The 22,080-nt window shown below is 41.3% G+C and carries 19 protein-coding genes, 1 pseudogene and 1 riboswitch; of the genes and pseudogenes, 4 read left to right on the top strand and 16 right to left on the bottom strand.

Annotation, left to right across the window (positions count from 1 at the left end):
- Window positions 1-11: 11 nt before the first annotated feature.
- Genes radC through HFK82_RS03090 form a run of 3 tightly spaced genes read right to left on the bottom strand, consistent with a single transcriptional unit; the run spans window position 12 to window position 2,712 of the window.
- Window positions 12-695: a RadC family protein gene (radC, locus tag HFK82_RS03100; RefSeq protein WP_168260765.1), complete on the bottom strand. Its 684-nt coding sequence runs from the start codon at window positions 693-695 to the stop codon at window positions 12-14.
- A gap of 47 nt (window positions 696-742) precedes the next feature.
- On the bottom strand, window positions 743-1,585 hold the full coding sequence (locus HFK82_RS03095) for a glycosyltransferase family 8 protein (RefSeq protein WP_206151191.1): 843 nt from the start codon (window positions 1,583-1,585) through the stop codon (window positions 743-745).
- 2 nt (window positions 1,586-1,587) lie between these two features.
- Window positions 1,588-2,712: an AI-2E family transporter gene (locus HFK82_RS03090; RefSeq protein ID WP_168260764.1), complete on the bottom strand. Its 1,125-nt coding sequence runs from the start codon at window positions 2,710-2,712 to the stop codon at window positions 1,588-1,590.
- A gap of 615 nt (window positions 2,713-3,327) precedes the next feature.
- Here HFK82_RS03090 and HFK82_RS03085 point away from each other — a divergent pair.
- On the top strand, window positions 3,328-4,659 hold the full coding sequence (locus HFK82_RS03085) for an alanine/glycine:cation symporter family protein (RefSeq protein ID WP_168260763.1): 1,332 nt from the start codon (window positions 3,328-3,330) through the stop codon (window positions 4,657-4,659).
- A 45-nt stretch (window positions 4,660-4,704) separates the two neighbouring features.
- Complete coding sequence (locus tag HFK82_RS03080; protein WP_168260762.1) at window positions 4,705-5,898, top strand: cation diffusion facilitator family transporter; 1,194 nt, start codon at window positions 4,705-4,707, stop codon at window positions 5,896-5,898.
- A 43-nt stretch (window positions 5,899-5,941) separates the two neighbouring features.
- Here HFK82_RS03080 and HFK82_RS08870 read toward each other — a convergent pair.
- From HFK82_RS08870 to pdxS, 8 genes and pseudogenes are all read right to left on the bottom strand, one after another.
- Window positions 5,942-6,208, bottom strand: a pseudogene (locus HFK82_RS08870) (methyltransferase family protein); the annotation flags it as partial.
- A 36-nt stretch (window positions 6,209-6,244) separates the two neighbouring features.
- Window positions 6,245-6,613 carry a hypothetical protein gene (locus tag HFK82_RS08865; protein ID WP_240928811.1) on the bottom strand — a complete coding sequence of 123 codons (369 nt, stop codon included), beginning with the start codon at window positions 6,611-6,613 and terminating at the stop codon, window positions 6,245-6,247.
- Window positions 6,614-6,650: 37 nt separating this feature from the next.
- Window positions 6,651-7,445: an amino acid ABC transporter substrate-binding protein gene (locus HFK82_RS03070; RefSeq protein ID WP_369945201.1), complete on the bottom strand. Its 795-nt coding sequence runs from the start codon at window positions 7,443-7,445 to the stop codon at window positions 6,651-6,653.
- Between the two features lie 61 nt (window positions 7,446-7,506).
- Window positions 7,507-8,136 carry an amino acid ABC transporter ATP-binding protein gene (locus HFK82_RS03065; RefSeq protein ID WP_168260760.1) on the bottom strand — a complete coding sequence of 210 codons (630 nt, stop codon included), beginning with the start codon at window positions 8,134-8,136 and terminating at the stop codon, window positions 7,507-7,509.
- Between the two features lie 11 nt (window positions 8,137-8,147).
- Window positions 8,148-8,789, bottom strand: coding sequence for an amino acid ABC transporter permease (locus HFK82_RS03060; RefSeq protein WP_168260759.1), 642 nt, complete (start codon window positions 8,787-8,789; stop codon window positions 8,148-8,150).
- A gap of 120 nt (window positions 8,790-8,909) precedes the next feature.
- The gene (gene pcrA, locus HFK82_RS03055; RefSeq protein ID WP_168260758.1) at window positions 8,910-11,222 is read right to left on the bottom strand and encodes a DNA helicase PcrA; all 2,313 of its coding nucleotides are present in this window, start codon (window positions 11,220-11,222) and stop codon (window positions 8,910-8,912) included.
- A 121-nt stretch (window positions 11,223-11,343) separates the two neighbouring features.
- Window positions 11,344-11,916, bottom strand: a complete 573-nt coding sequence (pdxT, locus tag HFK82_RS03050; RefSeq protein WP_154454739.1) for a pyridoxal 5'-phosphate synthase glutaminase subunit PdxT — start codon at window positions 11,914-11,916, stop codon at window positions 11,344-11,346.
- Between the two features lie 9 nt (window positions 11,917-11,925).
- Window positions 11,926-12,801, bottom strand: a complete 876-nt coding sequence (pdxS, locus tag HFK82_RS03045; protein WP_168260757.1) for a pyridoxal 5'-phosphate synthase lyase subunit PdxS — start codon at window positions 12,799-12,801, stop codon at window positions 11,926-11,928.
- A 103-nt stretch (window positions 12,802-12,904) separates the two neighbouring features.
- Here pdxS and pdxR point away from each other — a divergent pair, with 103 nt between their 5' ends.
- Together pdxR and HFK82_RS03035 are read left to right on the top strand one after the other, a co-directional pair.
- Window positions 12,905-14,314 carry a MocR-like pyridoxine biosynthesis transcription factor PdxR gene (gene pdxR / locus HFK82_RS03040; protein ID WP_168260756.1) on the top strand — a complete coding sequence of 470 codons (1,410 nt, stop codon included), beginning with the start codon at window positions 12,905-12,907 and terminating at the stop codon, window positions 14,312-14,314.
- Window positions 14,315-14,474: 160 nt separating this feature from the next.
- Window positions 14,475-14,601, top strand: a riboswitch (glycine riboswitch).
- A gap of 129 nt (window positions 14,602-14,730) precedes the next feature.
- Window positions 14,731-16,116, top strand: a complete 1,386-nt coding sequence (locus tag HFK82_RS03035; protein ID WP_168261018.1) for an alanine/glycine:cation symporter family protein — start codon at window positions 14,731-14,733, stop codon at window positions 16,114-16,116.
- Between the two features lie 31 nt (window positions 16,117-16,147).
- Here HFK82_RS03035 and HFK82_RS03030 read toward each other — a convergent pair whose 3' ends face one another.
- From HFK82_RS03030 to deoC, 5 genes are all read right to left on the bottom strand, one after another.
- Window positions 16,148-17,104 carry an ABC transporter permease gene (locus HFK82_RS03030; protein ID WP_168260755.1) on the bottom strand — a complete coding sequence of 319 codons (957 nt, stop codon included), beginning with the start codon at window positions 17,102-17,104 and terminating at the stop codon, window positions 16,148-16,150.
- 1 nt (window position 17,105) lies between these two features.
- Complete coding sequence (locus HFK82_RS03025; RefSeq protein WP_168260754.1) at window positions 17,106-18,158, bottom strand: ABC transporter permease; 1,053 nt, start codon at window positions 18,156-18,158, stop codon at window positions 17,106-17,108.
- On the bottom strand, window positions 18,151-19,689 hold the full coding sequence (locus tag HFK82_RS03020; RefSeq protein WP_168260753.1) for an ABC transporter ATP-binding protein: 1,539 nt from the start codon (window positions 19,687-19,689) through the stop codon (window positions 18,151-18,153). Before HFK82_RS03020 ends, HFK82_RS03025 begins: the two co-directional genes overlap by 8 nt.
- Window positions 19,690-19,824: 135 nt before the next feature.
- Window positions 19,825-20,886: a BMP family lipoprotein gene (locus HFK82_RS03015; protein WP_168260752.1), complete on the bottom strand. Its 1,062-nt coding sequence runs from the start codon at window positions 20,884-20,886 to the stop codon at window positions 19,825-19,827.
- Window positions 20,887-21,042: 156 nt separating this feature from the next.
- Complete coding sequence (gene deoC, locus HFK82_RS03010) at window positions 21,043-21,705, bottom strand: deoxyribose-phosphate aldolase (protein ID WP_168260751.1); 663 nt, start codon at window positions 21,703-21,705, stop codon at window positions 21,043-21,045.
- Between the last annotated feature and the right edge of the window lie 375 nt (window positions 21,706-22,080).

Genomic DNA, 22,080 nt, shown 5'->3' with positions numbered 1-22,080 from the left:
GTATTTTTTATTTAAACTAAAATATGCTCCTCTTCTCGAAAACTATAATAACGGTATTTGCCAACAATAATGTGGTCCAAGCAGCAAATGCCAATCATCTCACAAGCCGTTTTGATTTTTTCGGTAAATCGCACGTCGTTTTCACTTGGATGGGGTAGGCCAGACGGGTGATTATGTACGATAATCACAGATGTCGCCATGTTTTTACAAGCATAATAGAGAATTTCACGCGGTTCTGCTACTGACCGTCTAACCGTTCCAATGAAAATCGTGCGTTGCTCGATGATGTGATTTTGTGTGTCTAGGTAAATGGCAACAAGATGCTCCTGCTTTTGTGCTCCCAATTCCAGCATCATTTTTTGCGCCAATTTTTCACTACTTAAAATGCGCTCGTTGTCTAGGCAAACGTCTTTGAAAATCCGTTTGGATAATTCAATCATGGCCTTGATTTCAATGGATTTGACTACTCCTATGCCGTCAATTTGTTGCAATTCCTGCAAAGAAAGGTGTTCCAAATCAGACAGGCGATTGATTTGTTTTAATATTTGCTGCGAAAGGGCTGAAACAGGGAGTTGCTTGGTGCCCGTTCGCAATAAAATGGCCAATAATTCTTGGTTGCTTAATTGTTCGGCTCCTAAATGTTGCAGTCTTTCTCGAGGCAACTGAGAAGCGGATGCGGCATCGATTCTATACATAAAAAAGTCCCTCCACTTAATTATTCGTAAGCGAAGGAACTTGTGTTTTAATCTTTGCTGTCTTTTAAACGCAAGGTACGGTGCCAATAATGTTTGTAAAGGGCACTATAACGACCTCTATAATCTTTTTTCCAAGGCTTGTCACGTCCACAAAAATGCAAGAAAACGGTATTTTCAATGACCCAGTTCAAGTTCCACTCACCTGAACTTCTGCCGTAATAAAGCACGTTGTAGCGTGCATCGTAATTGTAGATTTGGTCTGGAATGAGCACCGTGCGATGACCATATAAAGCATTTAGAATATCTTGGTCTGGCAAAAAGAGCAGGTGACTGTTTTTCTCAATGTAATCCAAAATGTCTTTTCGAAAAACCGATTGCCTAATAACTTCCAAATTCATCAAAAGCACGCCAGAATTGAAGTAACTTTCGGCTTCAAAATTTCGCAAGCGTAGCTTATTGACCAAATTTGAAATATTACCGTCTGACGTATGGCTGGCCGCTGCGTACAATTTATCCTCCAAATCCATCTCGTAGAGGGCAACCATGTCATTTAAACACAAAATGTCTGCGTCAACATATAAGATTTTATCCAAATCTTGTGGCAAGTATTCATGTGCCAATAAACGATAATAAATGGTTTCAGGATAACGATTTGTTGTCGGTGCATCTTCAAAGGATTTCTCGCCAATCACAACAGGGTGATAATCAAGACCTAGCTTATGGCAAAATGTCTCAATCGCTTCGTTTTGTGCTAGCTCCGTTTTTTGCAGTACATAAACAGAAAATTGCTGATTGGAACTGTTTTGGTGAATGGAATACAAGGTCACCATAAATTGTTGCACATAGCCATCATCGATGGCAAAGAGTAAATTCATTTTTTTCATCGTCATAGTTATTCTAAGTTGTTTGACTGGGCTTGTTGACGTTTGGCAACGTTGTCTTTAATCATTTGATAAAGACTAGCAGCAATTGGCACAGCGACAATCATTCCCAAGACACCCCAAAGTGCGCCACCGATAGTGATGGCCATCAAGACCCACATACCAGGAAGTCCAATTGACCCTCCAACGACACGCGGATAAATCACATTTCCTTCGAATTGTTGCAAAATAACCAAGTAAATCAAGAAGAAGAAAGCTTGTGAAACGGAATGAGTGGCAATGAGGATAAAACCAATGGTTGCCCCAATGTAAGCCCCAACAATCGGAATCAATGAGAAGAAGGCAACAAGGATACCGATAGTTGCTGCGTATGGGAAATCAAGCAGGAACATTCCCAAAGTGGTCAACGTTCCTAAAATCACCGCTTCAATGGTTTGACCCACGAAGAAACCGTGAAAACGCAAGTGTAAAATACCAAAAACATAGCGAATACCGTCAGCGTATTTGCTGATATAAGTATCTATCAAAACATTAAATTGACGTCCCAATTCTTCTTTACTAGCCAAGATATAGATTGAAAAAACAAGGCTAACAAAAATGTTCAAGACTGTTGAAGCAATGGTACTAACAGATGTCAACACGCCTGTTAAAACAGACAAGACTTGATTTAGGAATTGGCGACTGTAATCTGAAAGGGTGGTGGTAATATCAGACAAACTGCCAAAATAATTCAAAGATTCTTTGATGACACTATTGTCACTGATTTCCTTGATAAAATGAGAAAATCCGCTGGTATCAATCCGCAAAAGCGAATTGATACTGACGATTAAGTCTGGCAAGACAATTGAAAATAACCAAAAAATCACAAAAATAAAGGTGAGATAGGCTAAAATCATCGTTATTGACCGCTTGATTTTTTGCAAGATAGGATGTGTCAAAAAGCGGTCATAGAGGCTCTCGTAAGCACTCATGACAATATTGACAATATAAGCAATTCCCGCACCAATCATAAAGGGAATGCTGGCTTGATAAATAGTATAAACCAAAGCCGCTCCGCTATGCCAATAAGCCTGTATGGCGTAACAAATAATGAAAGCAAAGACAACATAATAGACTTGTTTTTTCTCGAATTTCATAATAACTCCTCGTTCAACATTCCCATTATAACAAATTAATACCAAATGCGCCATTGTGCGTTTTATGGTATCTAGTTCCTCTTATGCACACAAAAAAACACCTAGAACATTCTAAGTATCTTATCCTTTGTAAGTAAAACGTAACTTAGATTTGAGTTTTTCATAGAGCTCTACAACCTTTCGAGTCTAGTAATTCAAGGCCTAATGACTCTATAAAAAGTTATAACCTCTTCAGGCGAAGCTCCCATTATGTCCATTTGAATGTATCATCCTTAAGTGTATTATAACGTTTTTCATCAGATTTATAAAAAACTTTCTTCAAATGCCAATAAACTCGCTAAAAACATTTATATGTAGTCAGTTGGATATTTTTACAATTTTTAAAAAGTCGATAAAAGTTTGCTATGATAAAGCATACAGCTATTGAGAGAACTTGCTTTCTCTAACTGTGATTTGACAAAAGCTTGCAAGACCTGTACAATAGATGGGTTGAAATTATTCATTTTTCTGAAAATACCAACATTATTTCAATTGTTCCTGCCGTGTTTGGCTAGGCTTTTTCATAAGAAACGGTTGCAATAACACGGTCGGACTTGATATTTAGGAGTTTGATTTATGTACCATTTTCTATCTTCCTTAGATAGTTTTGTCTGGGGACCGCCTCTTCTTGTCTTGCTGGTTGGAACGGGATTTTACCTTTCTGTTCGCCTAAGACTGCTGCAAGTTTTCCGGCTGCCCAAAGCAATCAAACTGATTTTTGCTTCGGATTCTGACGGTCAAGGGGATATCTCAAGCTTTGCGGCCTTGGCAACGGCACTGGCGGCGACTGTTGGAACAGGAAATGTGGTTGGCGTTGCGACTGCTATAAAACTTGGAGGACCTGGAGCCCTCTTTTGGATGTGGATGGTTGCCTTCTTTGGTATGGCAACCAAGTATGCTGAAGGGGTTTTGGCTATCAAATACCGTACCAAAGACGCTGATGGCTTTATCGCTGGAGGGCCTATGTACTACATCGTTAATGGGATGGGGCAACAGTGGAAACCTCTAGCTATCGCTTTTTCTATTTTTGGTGTCATGGTTGCTCTCTTTGGCTCAGGAACTTTCACTCAGGTGAACTCGATTACCGACTCTCTCAAAAATACCGTCGGCTGGTCGCCACAAGTGATTAGTATTATCTTGGCTATTTTGGTCAGCATCATTATTTTTGGGGGAATCAAATCCATCTCAAAAGTCGCTGAAAGTGTTGTGCCTTTTATGGCTATCATCTACATCATCGCTACTGTGACTATTTTGCTTTCTCATGCAGACAATATTTTGCCAAGTTTGGGACTGATTTTCCAATCTGCTTTCACTGGAAAGGCTGCAACGGGTGGTTTTGCAGGGGCAACAATGGTAACAGCTATTCAAGCAGGGATAGCTCGAGGCATTTTCTCTAACGAATCTGGTTTGGGTTCTGCTCCGATTGCTGCGGCGGCTGCCAAGACCAATGAACCTGTTGAGCAAGGACTTGTGTCTATGACAGGAACTTTCATTGATACCATTATCATTTGTAGTTTGACAGGGCTTGCCATCATCGTAACTGGCGGCTGGTCTAGTGACCTAAATGGTGCCATGTTGACCCAATCTGCCTTTTCATCTGTCTTTGGTAATTTTGGGGTTTATGCCTTAACCTTTAGTTTGATTCTCTTTGCTTTCACAACTATTTTGGGCTGGAGCTACTATGGCGAACGCTGCTTTGAGTTTCTATTTGGCGTGAAAGCCATTCCTGTTTACCGCGTTTTCTTTATTGCCATGGTTGCTTTAGGCGGATACATTAGTTTGGAAACCATTTGGGTCATTGCCGATATCGTTAATGGTCTGATGGCTGTGCCAAACTTAATTGCCCTACTTGCCCTCTCACCTGTTATTATCAGCGAAACCAGACGCTATTTTAACAAACACCAATAATGTACCTCTCTCGTTTTTTTCCGATTGTTAAAGGAGCTATTCTTTATGTCATCTACACCAACTTCTAATCTTCAACTGGCTAAGCGTGGCCCGATTGTTAGTATAGTGGCTTACCTGCTCATCTCGATTGCCAAATTGATTGTGGGTTATAGCATTAACTCATCTTCATTGATTGCCGACGGTTTTAACAACGTTTCGGATATTTTAAGCAATGTGACCTTGTTGATTGGTCTGCATTTAGCCAGCAAACCTGCTGACGAGGACCACCGTTTTGGGCATTGGAAAATTGAAGATTTAGCCAGCTTGATCACATCATTTATCATGTTTATCGTTGGTTTCCAAGTGCTATCGCAAACCATTCACAAAATCATTTCAGGAACAACTACTACTATTGATCCTGAAGGTGCCATTGTCGGAGTGGTTTCTGCGATTATCATGTACGCTGTTTACCTCTACAACCGTCGATTGTCTAAAAAGGTCAAATCAAGCGCCCTCGTTGCCGCTGCCAAGGATAATCTTTCTGACGCCGTTGCTTCTATCGGAACGTCTGTTGCCATTATCGCCGCTTCTTTCCACTTAGTCATCATCGATAGATTGGCTGCCATTGTCATTACTTATTTCATCTTGAAAACGGCTTATGATATTTTCATGGAAAGTGCCTTTAGCTTATCAGATGGTTTTGATGACAAGGAACTCAAAAAATACAAAGAAGCCATTTTAAAATTACCAAAAGTCACTGCGGTTAAATCATTGCGCGGACGTTCATACGGAAGCAATATCTACCTCGATATCGTGGTTGAAATGAACCCTGATTTGTCTGTTTATGAAAGCCATGAAATCACGGAACAAATCGAACGCTTGCTTAATCAAGAATTTTCGATTTACGATACCGATGTTCACGTAGAACCTGCCGCTATCCCAGAAGATGAAATTTGGGAAAATGTTTACCACAGACTCCAAAAAAATGAAAAAATCATTCTCTCAAAAATCCCTGATTACGAAGAATTATTGGCAGATAACTTCCGCTTGATTTCAGACGACGGTCAGACTTATTCTAAAGAAGAAATGATTGCGCGTCAAAGACATTATGTCAGTCAATTTGAAGATTTTGAGATGACATCTATTAGCCAAAAAACCAAATTGATTACTTATACGCTTGGAGGAGAGGCTCACACCAGCATTTGGCGCCGCCAAGAAAATTGGTACCTCGTCTTCCACCAAATCACTCCAAAAAAATAAAAAAATACGAAACCCCATCTCTGAGTAGAGATGGGGTTATTTGTTACCAAATATAAGGAATTAAGCGATAACGTACTTTCTTTTGATATTCTGTATAGCCTGTTAGTTCCTTTGACAACACCTGCTCTTCATTTTTTAGCCTTTTGATAATCATGATTGGATATGGTAAAAAAACTAAAAAAGCAATTAAAGAGCCCAATACTAAAGGCATCGTCAGAAACAGAATAATTGTTGCACTGTACATCGGATGTCTAACAAGACCGTACAAGCCTGTATTAATGACTTTCTGTTCTTCTTCTACCATAACGGTACGAGATAAGTAGGTATTTTCTCGTAAAACTTCTGCCTAAAGCGCATAAGCTAGAAGAAAAAGAAGAGCAGAAACTTTGGAAATAATTTGTGGTAGTGGCAGCCAATCTAATCGAAAATCCAATCCTGCTAAGATAAAGCCCACTACAAACATAAAACCCGTAGCCGCAATAATTTTTCTTTGCTCCCCTGGTTCTTCTTTTACCTTCAAGCGCCTGCGCAACAAGTCAGGATTTTTAACCATCAAGACCAGTCTTGCTAGAAACATAGGAACAAACAAGATAACCATAAGCAAAATAGCGTTTGGATAATTTAGCGTCCCCGCAGGAATAAACAAAAGAGCAGCAACCAGAACAACACCTAACAGAAATTTGAATAAAGCACTAAGACATAACGTGAAAGTCATACAGGACTCCTAACTAGGTCAGAATAGACGGGCACTCCTATTCCTTAACCGATTGCGTTGCGACGTCTTCGCCAAACCATTTTTGGGAAATCTTTTGGAAAATTCCTTTTTGATAAAGTGTTTTGAAACCTTGGTTAATTTTTTCAACTAGCGTTTTGTCAGCTTTTCTCGCTCCAACTGCAAAATCTTCGCCTGTAAATGCACTCGGAATGATGTTGTAGCGGTCCAGCTCGCCTTCTTGTTTCAAGTAATAATTGGCATACACTTCATCAATCAACAAGCCATCAATACGGTTGTTTTTCAAATCAATGAGGGCTTGCGTCAGCGTTTCATACTGTGTGGCATCCTTGCCAGCTACGATATCTTTTAAGACTTTTGGCGAGGCTAAAAAGGCATCATAACCTGACGAACCTGACTGTACGCCTAAAGTCTTGCCCTTCATGTCCGCAAAATCCGTAATGCCAGATGATTTTTTCGTCACCAACACTTGTTTGTTAATCATGTAGGGATTGGTGAAGCGGACTTTTTCTTCCCGCTCCTTAGTCATCGAATAGCCATTCCAAATCAAATCAATAGTGCCATTGTTTAACTCGGTTTCTTTCATATCCCAATCAATGGGCTGCCAATTAACCTTGATGCCGTATTCTTTAAAGACCGCATTGGCTAAATCAACGTCAAATCCTGTGTAGGTGCCATCTCGGTCCTCAAATCCCATGGGAACGAAGGTATTGTCAAAACCAATCGTGATTTCACCTTTTTTCACATAACTATCCCACTGGTCAGTGCTGGCTGCTTTCTTTTTAGCTGATAAATCACACCCACTCAAAGCCATCAGCAAAAGAAGGAGCGTTGTGACTATTGTCCATTTTTTAAATGTCATTTACCCACCACCTCTACTTGGGATTGATTTTTAAAATATGGTCGGAAATGGTTTCGGCAAAGGCCAAATCATGGGTTACGACAATCTGCGTCATGCCTGCTTCACGATTTTGCAAGAGTAGTCTTTCCACTTCTTGACGCAGCTCAGGGTCTAGTGCCGAAGTTGGTTCGTCATAGCCAATGATTTCAGGGTCAATCATCATGGCCCGTGCCAAAGCCACACGCTGCTTTTGCCCTCCAGATAGGGAATAAGGATAGGCGTTAACGTGTTCGCCCAAGCCCAAACGACGCAACAAGCCCATGGCTTTTTCAGTTGCTGCTTCTTTACTCATTCCCATGGTTTTGGTAGGAGATAAAATCAAATTATCTAAAACTGATAAATGGGGAAATAATTGAAAATCTTGGAAAACAAAGCCCAGCAAGTTGAGGTTTTCCAAGTGGTCAATGGGAAAGGTTTTGCCATTATAGATGAGGCTACCAGAATCAATTTTTTCAAGTCCTGCTAACATACGAAGCAAGGTCGTCTTTCCCCCACCAGATGGTCCAACAAGGGATAAAATCTTGCCATCTTCAATGGTTAGGTTGAAATGATCAAAAATCTTTTTTTGACCAAACTGTTTGGAAATATTGCGTAATTCTAACATTGGTCACCTTCTTATTTGTAATAATCAAATTTCTTTTCTGTTTGTCGTGAGATGATCGTCACTACACCAATCATCAGCAAATAAAGTGCCCCTGCGATAAACATCGGTGCCAGTGAGGCATCACGGTTGGCTGCTGTTTTACTAGCAAGCAACAAGTCGCCTACCCCCAAGACATAGACCAAAGAAGAGTCTTTGACCAAGTTAATGGTTTCGTTAAAGACGCTTGGGAGAACGATTTTGAACACTTGTGGCAAAATGACATAAAAAATAGTCTGAAACGGGCTTAATTTTAAGACCTTAGCCGCTTCGTATTGCCCTTTAGGAATGGCAGCAATCCCACCACGGAAAATCTCAGCAAAATAGGCCGCGTAATTCAACGTAAAGGCCACAATGGCTGCTGGTAAACGGTCCATAACAATGCCGATGTTTGGCAAGACATAATACAAGAAAATCAATTGCAGCAGCAAAGGGGTACCACGCATAACCCAAACGTATAGGGTTAACAGCCATTCTAACGGTTTAAACTTAATCTGCATCAAAAACGCTAAGACGGCACCAAGAGGAATTGATAAGATAATCACAATGAAAAAAATCTCAATAGTTACCTTTGCACCGTCCAATAAGCTTGGCAGAATTTCCAAAATATAAGACATGTACTCTCCTAAATTAAAATTTATTCTATTATACCAAAATTTTCAGACGATTTGGGTCATATTAGAAGGATTTTTCACTTGATTTCAGAAAAAAAGAAAGCAGGCTAAAACCTGACCTTCTTATTTTTTCTCAATTGGTGCCACACTTGCCAAGAGTTTTTTAAGCCCAACTTCTGGGAAATTGATTTTTAACTCTTGGGTTTGACCTGAACCTGTCACTGACAATACCGTGCCATCACCCCATTTTTTATGGTGGGCAATGTCGCCGATTTGCCAATCAATAGCCTCTTTGCTAGCCGAAGCACTTTGCCCAAACAGCACTGCCTTGCCAGCTTTTGCAAATGGCTGCGCACCGCGGCTTGATTGTGGTTGTACCTTGGCTTTGCGAGATTGAATCGCTTGTTGCAAGCTCATGCCCTGCCCAAATGACATGGTGTCATCACCACCACTATAACGCACTCCATAGGATGAATTGGCTGGGCGTGCTAAGCCTTGGTATTGCAACAATTCTTCGTCAATTTCACGGATGAAGCGTGACGGACGGTTGTAATTGGTCTTACCAAACAAAGTTCGCGTGTTAGCATTGGTCAAAAAGAGGAGCTTTTCAGCGCGGGTAATCCCAACATAAGCTAGGCGGCGCTCTTCTTCCAACTCGTCTTGGTCCTCAGTTGCGCGTGACAATGGAAAAACCCCTTCTTCCATACCAATCAAAAAGACAATTGGAAATTCCAATCCCTTGGCGGCATGCAAGGTCATCAAGGTCACTTCGGCACTCTCTGCTTCGCCATCGTCAGTATCAGCAATCAAAGCCAAATCATTCAAGAAACGGCTGAGTTTTTCAAGACCTGTTTCCCCTTCTGGGGCATCTTCTTGATTGTCATCAAAGTTTTTGGTAACCGTCAAGAATTCTTCGATATTTTCAATACGTGCTTGGCTTTCCAGTGTATTTTGCAAACGAAGAGCTTCTAAGTAGCCTGTCTTGTCAAGGACTGCTTCCACCAATTCGGTAACCGTCATGCCATCAAGCCCATCACGCAAGGTCATGAGTAATTGCGCCAAATCCCAAACAGCTTGTGCAGCTTTTCCTTTGACACCTGATAACATGATGTTAGCCGACGCTTCTAACAAACTCATTTGTTGCTGGCTGGCAAAATCACGGATTTTATCCAAAGTCCCAGGCCCCACACCACGTTTTGGCTCGTTAACAATACGCTCGTAGCTGATGTTGTCTGCTGCATTGGCAATGACATTGAGGTAAGAAATCACGTCACGGATTTCCTTACGACTGTAGAATTTGGTTCCACCAACCATGGTGTAAGGAATGTTCGATTTCAGCAAGGCTTCTTCAATGGTACGAGATTGGGCATTGGTACGGTAGAGAACCGCAAAATCTTTGAAGTTTCGCCCTGTTTCACGCACAATATTGTCAATCGTTGAGGCAACAAAAACAGCTTCCTCACGCTCATCACGCGCACGGTAATAAACAATAGATTCCCCAGTTTCATTATCCGTCCGCAAGGTTTTTGGACGACGGTTGCGGTTGTTTTTAATCACGCTGTTGGCTGCCTGCAAGATATTTTTGGTTGAACGGTAGTTTTGCTCCAGCAAAATGGTCTTGGCTTCTTTATAATCTTTTTCAAAATCAAGGATATTTTGCATATCCGCCCCACGCCAGCCATAAATGGATTGGTCGGCATCCCCCATAACACAGATATTTTGGAAACGTGACGCCAACAATTTTACCAACTGGTATTGCGCGTGGTTGGTATCTTGATACTCATCCACATGAATGTACTGGTAACGTTGCTGGTAATAAGCCAAGACATCAGGATTTTTGTCAAACAAACGCAAGGTTAGCATGATAAGGTCATCAAAGTCCATAGCTTCGCTCTGACGCAATTCCTCTTGGTAAGCCTTGTAACATTTGGCAACAATTTGCGAATACATATCGTTGGCTTGTTTTTCGTAAGCCACTTCGTCTAGCAAATCGTTTTTGGCATTTGAAATGGTCCCTAAAATGGCTCTCTCATTCCATTTCTTAGGGTCCAAATTTAGATTTTTGAGAATACGTTTCATCAGGGTGCGTTGTTCCCCAGGGTCAACGATAGTGAAATTACGATTGTAACCAATATGGTCAGCATCACGACGCAAAATGCGCACACACATGCTATGGAAGGTCGCAATCAAGGTATCCTTGGTCGCAGGGTTTAGTTTCATAGCACGTTCACGCATTTCACGCGCAGCTTTATTGGTAAAGGTAATTGCCAAGATATTCCAAGGATTGACAAATTTTTCATCAATCAAATAAGCAATTCGGTGGGTCAAGACACGCGTTTTACCAGAGCCAGCCCCTGCCATGATTAGCACAGGACCTTCTGTCGTTTCAACCGCAAGTCTTTGTTGGTCATTCATTCCTTCTAATAATGGATTCATTGTCTAATACCACGGCTTACCTCACTAGCTAAGTCCGTGTGTTATTCCTCCTAGATAAATAGTCATCAAGATAATGCTTATCTATTGTACCATTTTTTAGAAAAAATGGGGTCCCTTGTCGTTACTTTGTCTGACAGATGCTCAAGAAATAAGAATGAATGCTGTCGTTCTCATCCACCTCAGGATGAAAGGCCAAGCCCAGCTGATTGTGAAAGCGTGCAGCCACAATCTTACCATCTTTTTCAGCTAAAACCTCAACACCCTCGTCAACTTGGTTAATATAAGGCGCTCGAATAAAGGTTGCGGGGACCTCACCCAAATCTCCGAATGAAAGCGGCGTATTAAAGCTCCCCAATTGCCTGCCGTAAGCATTGCGTTTTACCGTGACAGGTAAAGTCGCCAAATGTGTACTCTCTTGGTCTTCAATCTGCTGAGACAGTAAAATCAAGCCTGCACACGTGGCAAGCACAGGCAAACCAGCATCAATTTTACTTTTTAAAGGTTCTAGCATCCCTAAATCACGCAATAATTTGCCTTGAACCGTTGATTCCCCACCAGGTAAAATCATGCCATCCAAGGGAGCTTGCAAATCTTTAGCCTGTCTAATGTCAATGGTTTTGGCTCCCAAAGCGACAATTTTTTGGCGGTGTTCAGCAAAATCTCCCTGTAAGGCTAAAATCCCAATCACTACCATAAAAACCTCCTAGATGCCACGTTCTGCCATGAGCAGTTGAATCTCGTCTTCGTTAATTCCCACCATGGCTTCGCCTAAATTTTCTGATAATTTTGCCAACAATTGTTTGTCTTGGTAATTGGTCACGGCTTGCACAATCGCACGCGCACGTTTTTCAGGGTCACCTGATTTGAAAATACCAGAACCAACAAAGACCCCTTCTGCTCCCAAATGCATCATCAAGGCTGCATCTGCTGGTGTTGCTACCCCACCTGCCGCAAAGAGAACAACTGGCAATTTGCCTGTTTCATGCACATCTTTGACCAAGTGATAAGGCACTTGCAGTTCTTTAGCAGCAAGGTAAAGTTCATCATCACGAAGCGACTGGAGGCGTGCCATTTCTTGATTTAACTGACGTAAATGGCGAACAGCCTGCACCACATCTCCTGTCCCAGGTTCTCCTTTTGAACGAATCATGCTAGCCCCCTCAGCCACACGGCGTAATGCTTCCCCAAGGTTTTTAGCCCCACACACAAAAGGCACCTCAAATTGAGTTTTATCAATGTGATAGCGGTCATCTGCTGGCGACAAAACCTCGCTCTCATCGATATAATCAATCTCAATCGCTTCTAAAATCTGAGCCTCAACAAAATGCCCAATACGCACCTTGGCCATAACAGGAATAGAAACCGCTGCTTGAATTTCTTGAATCATTTTAGGGTCACTCATGCGAGAAACACCGCCAGCTGCTCGGATATCCGCAGGAATACGCTCTAGTGCCATAACCGCACAAGCTCCAGCAGCCTCAGCGATTTTCGCTTGTTCAGGTGTCGTGACGTCCATAATCACGCCCCCTTTTAGCATCTGAGCCAATTGTTTATTGAGTTGATAGCGTTGGTTTGTCATAAAAATACCTCATTTACTTTTTGATTGCTTTTCATTATAATAAAATCTGACATGGTATCAAGTGCCATTTTAAAGATTTTTAAAAAGGTCAGATTGGAGAATTATGCTAACTTACACTTTGGACGCACAGGCCAAAATCCCACTTTACGAACAACTGTATCGAGCGATAAAAACAGACATTACCAAGGGCATCCTAAGGTCGCAGGACAAATTGCCCTCAAAAAGAAGCCTAGCCAAGCATCTAGGCGTTTCCATTGTAACGGTGGAAACCAGTTATCAGCAATTAAAGGCAGAAGGTTACATTTACAGCCAAGCTAAAAAAGGCTTTTTTGTAGCAGATATCAAGTCTCAACGTCCGATGGTGAGAAAAACAGCAAGGTTAGTTTCTCTTCCAAAAACCAGGTCAGATGATACCTCGCCCAGCCTTAACCTTAGCAATAATCAGACCAATCCTGAAACCTTTCCCTTTGCCACTTGGTCCAAATTGCTCCGTCAGGTGCTTAATAACCACCAAACTGAATTGATGCAAGCCTCACCCAGCCAAGGGCTTTGGGAACTCAGACAAGCTATTGCCCAACATTTAAATGATTACCGTGGCATGGTGGTGGACCCTAGGCAGATTGTCATCGGGGCGGGAACGGAATACCTCTACACCCTACTGATTCAGCTGCTGGGTCTAGATAAGACTGTGGCGGTGGAGGAGCCTTCCTATCCTAAAATCACCAAGATTTACCGACAATTCAACATAACACAAGTCCCCATTGCAATGGAAAAAGACGGGCTTAGTGTGGCACAACTCCAAAAAAGTAAGGCTGATATGGTTCATTTATCTCCGTCACATCAATTTCCAACAGGTGCTATTTTATCTGTTAGCAAACGCTATGACTTGCTGAGCTGGGCTAGTCAAGGAGACCGCTATATCATAGAAGACGATTACGATAGTGAGTTTCGTTTTCAGGGCTTACCAATCCCTAGTTTGCAAGAAATTGATTGCTCAGGCCGAGTGATTTACATCAACACCTTCAGCAAAAGCCTAGCTTCAACCCTTCGCATGAGTTATATGATTTTGCCCCCACAATTGCTGGAAGTCTTTGAAAAAAAGCTCAGTTTTTATGCTAATACCGTTTCTAATCTAGAACAGTACACACTGGCTGCTTTTATCCAAGAAGGTTATTTTGATAAGCATTTAAATCGGATGCGACTTTTTTACCAGAAAAAACGGGATGAATTGATTACCTGCTTAAAGGCTAGCCCGCTAAAGGATTACATCAGCATCCATGAACAAGAATCAGGGCTGCACTTTATCATGACTATTGACAGCCACTTGTCTGAAGATGCCATTTGCCAGAAAAGTCGGCAAAAAGGCTTGCAACTAACGCCTATCTCCCACTACTACCAACACCACACGCCCCAATCTACCAATGCCTTCATCGTGAACTATGCCAATATTACGGCCCCACAAATTGAGCAAATTATCCAAATGTTGACGGAAATTCTCCTATTAGAGAGTTAGTTTCCAAACATTTTAGAATATCTCATTGACAAGGTTCGCTTTTTTTGTTATCATATTTGAAAGTTTAATAGCAAACCGAATGATGTTATTCAGGAGAAGAAAGGTTTTCCTTTCGCCGAAGGAGTTACGCTCTCAGGTGTCTAAGACAGGACTGGATGACGGACGGACTTCTGGAGAGACCTGATGATGACAATCATCACCACGTTAGAAACGTGGATACAGGCGCCGAAGGGGCAAAGTTGTCACAGACAACTCAAACTCTCAGGCAAAAGGACAGAAGATAAGAAATACTTGTAGGCTCTTGTTTTTTTGAGTACCAGCAGGTATTTTCCTATCACTTTTCAGGAGTTATCGTAATGATAGCTCCTTTTGTAATAGCATCGTTTGGGAGATATGGTATAGGGAGAAAAAGAATGATGCTCAATTTTTTTAACAGTCTTGACAATGTCGTCTGGGGTGCACCACTGCTTATCTTGCTAGTGGGAACAGGCTTTTACTTCACTGTTCGCCTTGGCTTACTCCAAGTCACGCGATTGCCAAAAGCCTTTCGCTTAATTTTTGCGGATGACAAAGGGCAAGGGGATATTTCCAGTTTTGCTGCCTTAGCGACTGCACTTGCCGCCACTGTTGGAACAGGAAACATCGTGGGAGTTGCAACCGCTATCAAATCAGGTGGTCCAGGGGCACTATTTTGGATGTGGGTTGCTGCTTTCTTTGGAATGGCGACCAAGTACGCTGAGGGACTTCTAGCTATCAAATACCGTACAATCGATGACAACGGGGAAGTTTCAGGTGGCCCCATGTACTACATTGTCAATGGGATGGGCAAACGCTGGAAACCTTTGGCAACCTTCTTTGCCATTGCAGGTATCTTAGTCGCTTATTTTGGAATTGGAACGTTTTCTCAGGTTAATTCCATCACATCATCACTTGAAAATTCCTTTGCGCTATCGCCTCAGATTGTCAGCATTGTGATTGCCGTCATCGTGGCTATTGTTATCTTTGGCGGTATCCAATCCATTTCAAAAGTTGCTGAAAAAGTGGTGCCTTTCATGGCCGTCGTTTACATCACGGCAACATTGATTGTTATTTTTGTGCATAGTGAGCAAATCATGCCTGCTTTTAATGCTATTTTCAAAGGAGCCTTCACTGGTACGGCTGCTGTTGGTGGATTTACGGGTGCGGTTGTTAAAGAAGCTATTCAAAAAGGGATTGCACGCGGAGTCTTTTCAAATGAATCTGGGCTTGGTTCTGCTCCTATCGCGGCTGCAGCTGCCAAAACAAAAGAGCCTGTGGAACAAGGGCTTATCTCAATGACAGGGACTTTTATCGATACCATTATCATTTGTACCTTAACAGGACTTTCTATCATGGTAACAGGACAGTGGAAAGTCGCAGGACTCGAAGGGGCACCACTTACCCAATCAGCCTTTGCATCTGTTTTTGGAACACCAGGTATTCATGCTTTAACCTTCTGCCTTGTTTTGTTTGCTTTTACAACTATCCTAGGCTGGTCTTACTACGGTGAACGTTGTTTTGAATTCCTTTTTGGAACCAAATACATCAAACTCTACCGTATTATCTTTGTCATTATGGTTGCCTTGGGTGGTTTCCTCAAACTGGATTTGATTTGGGTGCTTGCTGACATCGTGAATGGTCTAATGGCTCTACCAAACCTAATCGCTTTGTTGGCTCTTTCACCAATCATTATTTCAGAAACCAAAGATTACTTTGTTCGTCAAAAACAAGCAGCTGACGCTGAAGAGTTGGTAGGGTTAGCAGATAACTTAGTTGAAGACTAAAAAAGAGGGAAATTTCCCTCTTTTTATGTTCTTATTTTGATTTGATATAGTTGACACCATCTGCTTTAGGAGCCACGGATTGACCAAAGAAGACTGCTAAAACAACAATTGTTAAGACGTATGGTGTGATTTTGAGGTAAACAGATGGAATGTTTGAGAAGAGCGGTAATTGTGCTCCGATGATTGCCAATGATTGTGACAAGCCGAAGAATAGACTTGATAGCATGGCACCGACTGGATTCCAACGTCCGAAAATCATGGCTGCAAGAGCGATAAATCCAGGTCCTGCGATCGTTGTAACGGCGAAGTTATTTGAAATGGTTTGAGCATAAACCGCACCACCAATACCACCGAAGAACCCTGAAATCATAACCCCTAAATAACGCATGAGGTAAACATTGATTCCAAGTGTATCCGCTGCTTGAGGGTGTTCACCAACAGAACGGAGGCGAAGACCAAAGCGAGTCTTGAACAAGATAAACCAAGATACAAATGAAATAAGAATAGCCACATAAGCAACCAATGACGTGTTGTTGAAAAAGACTTGACCGATAAATGGGATATCTTTTAAAACAGGGAATGAGAAACGACCAAAGGTCTCTGAAATGGTATTGGTTTGTCCTTTACCAAATAAGAAACGGCAAAGGAAAACGGCTAGTGACGGAGCAATCAAGTTCAATACCGTACCAGACACGATATGATCTGCACGGAAGTTAATGGTCGCAACAGCATGAAGAAGAGAAAATAGAAGTCCTACAACTCCTCCCACCAAAGAAGCAATCCAAGGTGTCGCACTGCCAAACACATCTGCACAGCTTAGATTGAAGAGAACCCCTGAGAAAGCCCCCATAACCATGATACCTTCAAGACCAACGTTGACAACCCCACCACGTTCTGAGAAGGTTCCACCGATACTTGTGAAAATAAGTGGTGCAGAATAAATGAGCATGGAAGAAACTAATAAGGCTAATGTTGTTGTAAAAGTCATTTTATTTTCCTCCTTCTACTTTTTTAGAGTTAAGAAAACGACGGATAATGTAATCAGAACCAACAAAGAAGATAATGAAAGCTGAAATAACATCAACAATCTCTGAAGGAACGCCAATCATACCAGTCTTACCAACGGAAAGTACTGCATACAAGAAAGCTGCAAACGGAATCCCAATGGCATTATTGATCGCTAATAGTGATACAGCCATACCATCCCAACCAATGCTAAGTGAACTTGTTTGCGTATAAACATTTTCAAAAGTTCCAAGTCCTTCGACTGTTCCACCAAGTCCTGCAAGGGCACCTGAAATCACCATAGACGTGATGATAAGGCGTTTTGATGACATCCCTGCATATTCTGAAGCATGTGGGTTAATCCCCACAGAAGTGATTTCATAACCAAGTGTGGTTTTCTTCATCATAAACCATACGATAACCACAGCAATTAAGGCAATGAAAATACCGATATTAATACGTGAGTGGTTCGTCAAGTTAGACAACCATTCAATTTGATAAGATGCGTTTTGAGAAACTTTGATCGTAGCTTCTGTCGTACGCATGATGCTATCTGAAAAGACGTCTTGAATGAGGTATTGTGTTGAGTACAAGATAATGTAGTTCATCATGATAGTTACAATAACTTCACTTGTTCCAAGATAAGCACGTAAAATACCTGGGACAGCTGCAGCCAATCCTCCAGCCACAAGACCAATCACAATAGTACAAAGAACTGAGATTGGTTTTGGCAAATCAGGGAAAGAAAGGGCAAACCAGCCAGCCATTACCCAACCAATCAAGGCTTGTCCTGGAAGTCCGATATTGAAGAAACCAGCTTTAGAAGCAACTGAGAAACCAAGGGCAATCAAGATAAGTGGCCCCATAGCACGAAAAATTTCACCAATATTTTTGATAGAACCAAATGCAGTGTAAAGCAAGTCGTTATAAGCCCAAAATGGGTTATAACCAAAGATGAGCATGAGCACTGCTCCTAGTAACATCCCTAGAAAAACAGCTATTAAAGGAACTGCCCAGCGTTGTGTTTGTTTAGACATTAGCTTCCTCCTTTGTCACATGGCCCCCAGCCATCAAAATACCAAGTTCTTGTTTGTTTGTTTGACTAGCATCTAGCATACCTTGAATTTTACCATTGTGAATAACGGCAATACGGTCAGAAACATCCAAAATTTCATCCAATTCAAAACTAATCACTAAGACAGCTTTCCCTTTGTCACGTTCTGCAATTAAACGTTTACGGATGTATTCAATCGCACCGACGTCCAAACCACGGGTTGGTTGGCTAACGACTAACAAATCAGGGTTCAAATCAATTTCACGAGCGATAACGGCTTTTTGTTGGTTACCACCTGAAAGTGAGCCAGCTGATACTAATTCATTTGCCGCACGAACGTCAAATTCTGACATCAATTTGCGAGCATGTTCATTAATGTTTTTATAATTCAAGAAACCATTTTTGCTAAACGGCTCTTTGTAGTACGTTTGCAAAACAATGTTTTCAGCAATGGTCATATCAAGAACCATTCCGTCACGGTGGCGGTCTTCTGGCACATGCCCAACACCAAGTTCTGTAATTTTACGTGGACGTTTGTTGGTCATGTCTTCACCTTTGATAACAATGTGACCTGATTCGACTTTGCGAAGTCCAGTAATGGCTTCTACCAATTCACTTTGACCATTGCCATCAATACCAGCAAGCCCGACAATTTCACCCGCACGCACATCCAATGACAAATTCTTCACAGCCGGCACTCCACGATTTTCATTAACCACCAAATCTTTAACAGACAAGACAACTTCTTTTGGATTAGCTGCTTGTTTTTCTGTTTTGAAGGAAACGGCACGTCCAACCATCATCTCAGCCAATTCTTCACTGGTTGAATTAGCAACTGGAACAGTTTCAATAGATTGACCGTGTCTGATAACCGTTACCCTGTCGGCAACCGCACGAATTTCGTCCAATTTGTGCGTAATCAAAATGATTGATTTGCCTTCTTTAGTCAAATTACGCATGATATTTAGCAATTCTGCGATTTCAGACGGTGTCAAAACGGCTGTCGGCTCATCAAAGATGATAATGTCAGCGTTACGATACAAGGTTTTCAAAATTTCCACACGTTGTTGTGCACCGACTGTTATGTCTGAAATTTTAGCAGAAGGATCCACCGCTAAACCATATCGTTCCGACAAAGCTTTGATCTCTTCGCTAGCTTTTTTCAAATTAAGCACACCACCTGTTGAGATTGTTTCATTCCCCAAAATGATGTTTTCAGCAACTGTGAACGCTTCAACCAACATAAAGTGTTGGTGCACCATTCCGATTCCTATTTTTGAGGCTTTAGTAGGCGAATCCAGTTTAACCTTTTCACCTCTTACCCAAATATCCCCGCTGGTTGGTTGTAATAAACCTGAGAGAATGTTCATCAATGTTGATTTACCTGCACCGTTTTCTCCCAAAAGTGCATGAATCTCACCCTTACGAACATCTAAATTAATATGGTCATTGGCAACAAAATCACCAAATTTTTTAGTAATGTCACGCATTTCAATGACTTTTTCTTCTGCCATGTTAATCCTTTCAATATAATTATCTTTAAGTCAGTTAAGCCCATTACTCTCATTAATGAGCTTAACTGAGGAGAAAATTAAAAGTTCCTCAGCTGTTAAAAAGGCGACCTCTCGGCCGCGCTTAAAGAACGACAATTAATCACTTAAACCATCTGGAACAGTGATGTCACCGTCGATAATTTTTTGTTTTGCTGACTCAACAGCTTCCTTAATGTTGTCAGGAAGGCTGCTTGTTGTAATATCAATACCACCATCAGCAAGACCATATGTTTTTGTTTGGTCACCCTCAAACTTCTTGCCTTCAAGTTGCTCGTTAGAGATATCTTGAACGACTTGGCCAACTTTCTTGATTGTAGAAGTCAAGACAAAGTTAGATTCTTCTTTGTTTGAAGCTTTGTAGTCACCTTCGTCTACTTGGTCACGGTCAACACCGATAACCCAAACTTTTTTATCACTATCTGCAGGTAATTTTTCATCGATTTCTTTGGCTTCAGAGAATACACCAGTACCTGAACCACCAGCTGCTTGATAGATAACGTCAGCACCACCAGCGTACATAGTCGCAGCAATTGTCTTACCCTTAGCAGAATCAGCAAATGAACCAACGTATTGAACATCCACTTTGATTGAACTATCTACTGATTCAACACCAGCCTTAAATCCAGCTTCAAAACGTGTGATTGTATCTGATTCAACACCACCTACAAAACCAACGTGTTTTGTTTTACTTTGCATAGCGGCAGCGATACCGGCAAGGTAGGCTCCTTCGTTATCTGCGAACAGAACACTCTCAACGTTGTCGTGACCAGAAACAACATCATCAACGATAACGTAGTTAACGTCTTTATTGTCTTGAGCAGCCTGATCTACAGCATCGTGAAGGTTGTAACCAATACCAAAAACAAGGTTGTAACCATTTGAAACAGCAGAATCAAGGTTTGTCGCGTAATCTGACTCACTATTAGATTGGAAGAATGTGTAGTCAGTATCTTTCTTCAAATCGTGTTCTTTGCCCCAAGCTTGAAGACCTTCCCAAGCTGATTGGTTAAATGATTTATCATCAATACCACCAGTATCTGTAACAAGGGCAACTTTCACTTTAGAATCTGAATCAGATGATGAGTTAGAACGACTACATGCAGCTAGACTCAATGCTGCAACGGCAGCAAGACCAAGACCAACAATTTTTTTGTTCATGAAAATGAACTCCTCCTTAAAAATACACGCAATAAGATTGCAAATTTATCGAGTCAGACGACTCAATCCATACAACAGGCTATAAAGCTTTAAAACTGTGGCATCAACCACATGACTATCATCACGACCGTCTTTATTATCAAGTTACTAAAAAGTTCAGTAACCTTCTGTCACGGTTTCACCACTAACGATGGCAACACCTGATGACGTTCCAATTCGAGTAGCACCTGCTTCAATGAAAGTTTCAGCATCTTCGTAAGAACGTGCACCGCCAGCTGCCTTAACGCCAATATTAGGGCCAACCGTTTCACGCATCAATACGATATCTTCAACCGTGGCGCCAGCCGCTGAAAAACCAGTTGAGGTTTTCACAAAATCTGCGCCAGCAGATACCGCTAATTGACACGCTTTAACTTTTTCGTCATTGGTAAGCAGACACGTTTCAATGATGACCTTGACCAACTTGTCTTGGCTAGCCTCAACAACTGCACGAATATCTGCTTTTACGACTTCGTACTGACCTGATTTTAACTGACCGACGTTGATAACCATATCGATTTCATCTGCACCGTTTGCGATGGCATCTTTAGTTTCAAAAGCTTTTACGCTGCTTGTGTTTGCTCCCAAAGGAAAGCCAACCACTGTACAGACTTTTACGCCAGTACCAGCCAAGGTTTTCGCACAATGAGCCACCCAAGTCGGATTGACACAGACGCTAGCAAACTGATACTCAACCGCTTCTGAAAGCAAGTGATCAATTTGCTCTTGGGTACTTTCGGGTTTTAATAACGTATGATCAATGTACTGATTAATAGGCATTTTTGCCCCTTTCTGATCTATTTTGATCGTTTCCTAAAAAACAAACCCTTTATATTTTACCATTTTTTTCAAAATATGTAAGTCCTTTTTATCATTTTTTTACAATGAAACAAAATTGTAAAATCCGAAGTATCCTTCTATCAAGAAAAAACAAGGAAATTGCCCTAAAATCCGATAATATCAATTGTGACAACCATGTCACATTTATTTATACACATAAGAACTATCGGATTTTACTGAACTTTTTCATCTTATATATAGCTAATTGACAAGAATTAGTAAGGGAGAGGAAATAGTTTTGCCCGCTTTTTTCTATTATTATTTTATAAAAATTCTAATAATGTTCTATAAAGATACAAAAACCTTTTCTAAAGA

This window comes from Streptococcus alactolyticus, assembly GCF_012277075.1.
Classification (GTDB): Bacteria; Bacillota; Bacilli; order Lactobacillales; family Streptococcaceae; genus Streptococcus; species Streptococcus alactolyticus.
The sequence above is the reverse complement of the archived record's forward strand: the minus strand, read 5'-3'. Positions and strand labels throughout refer to the sequence as shown.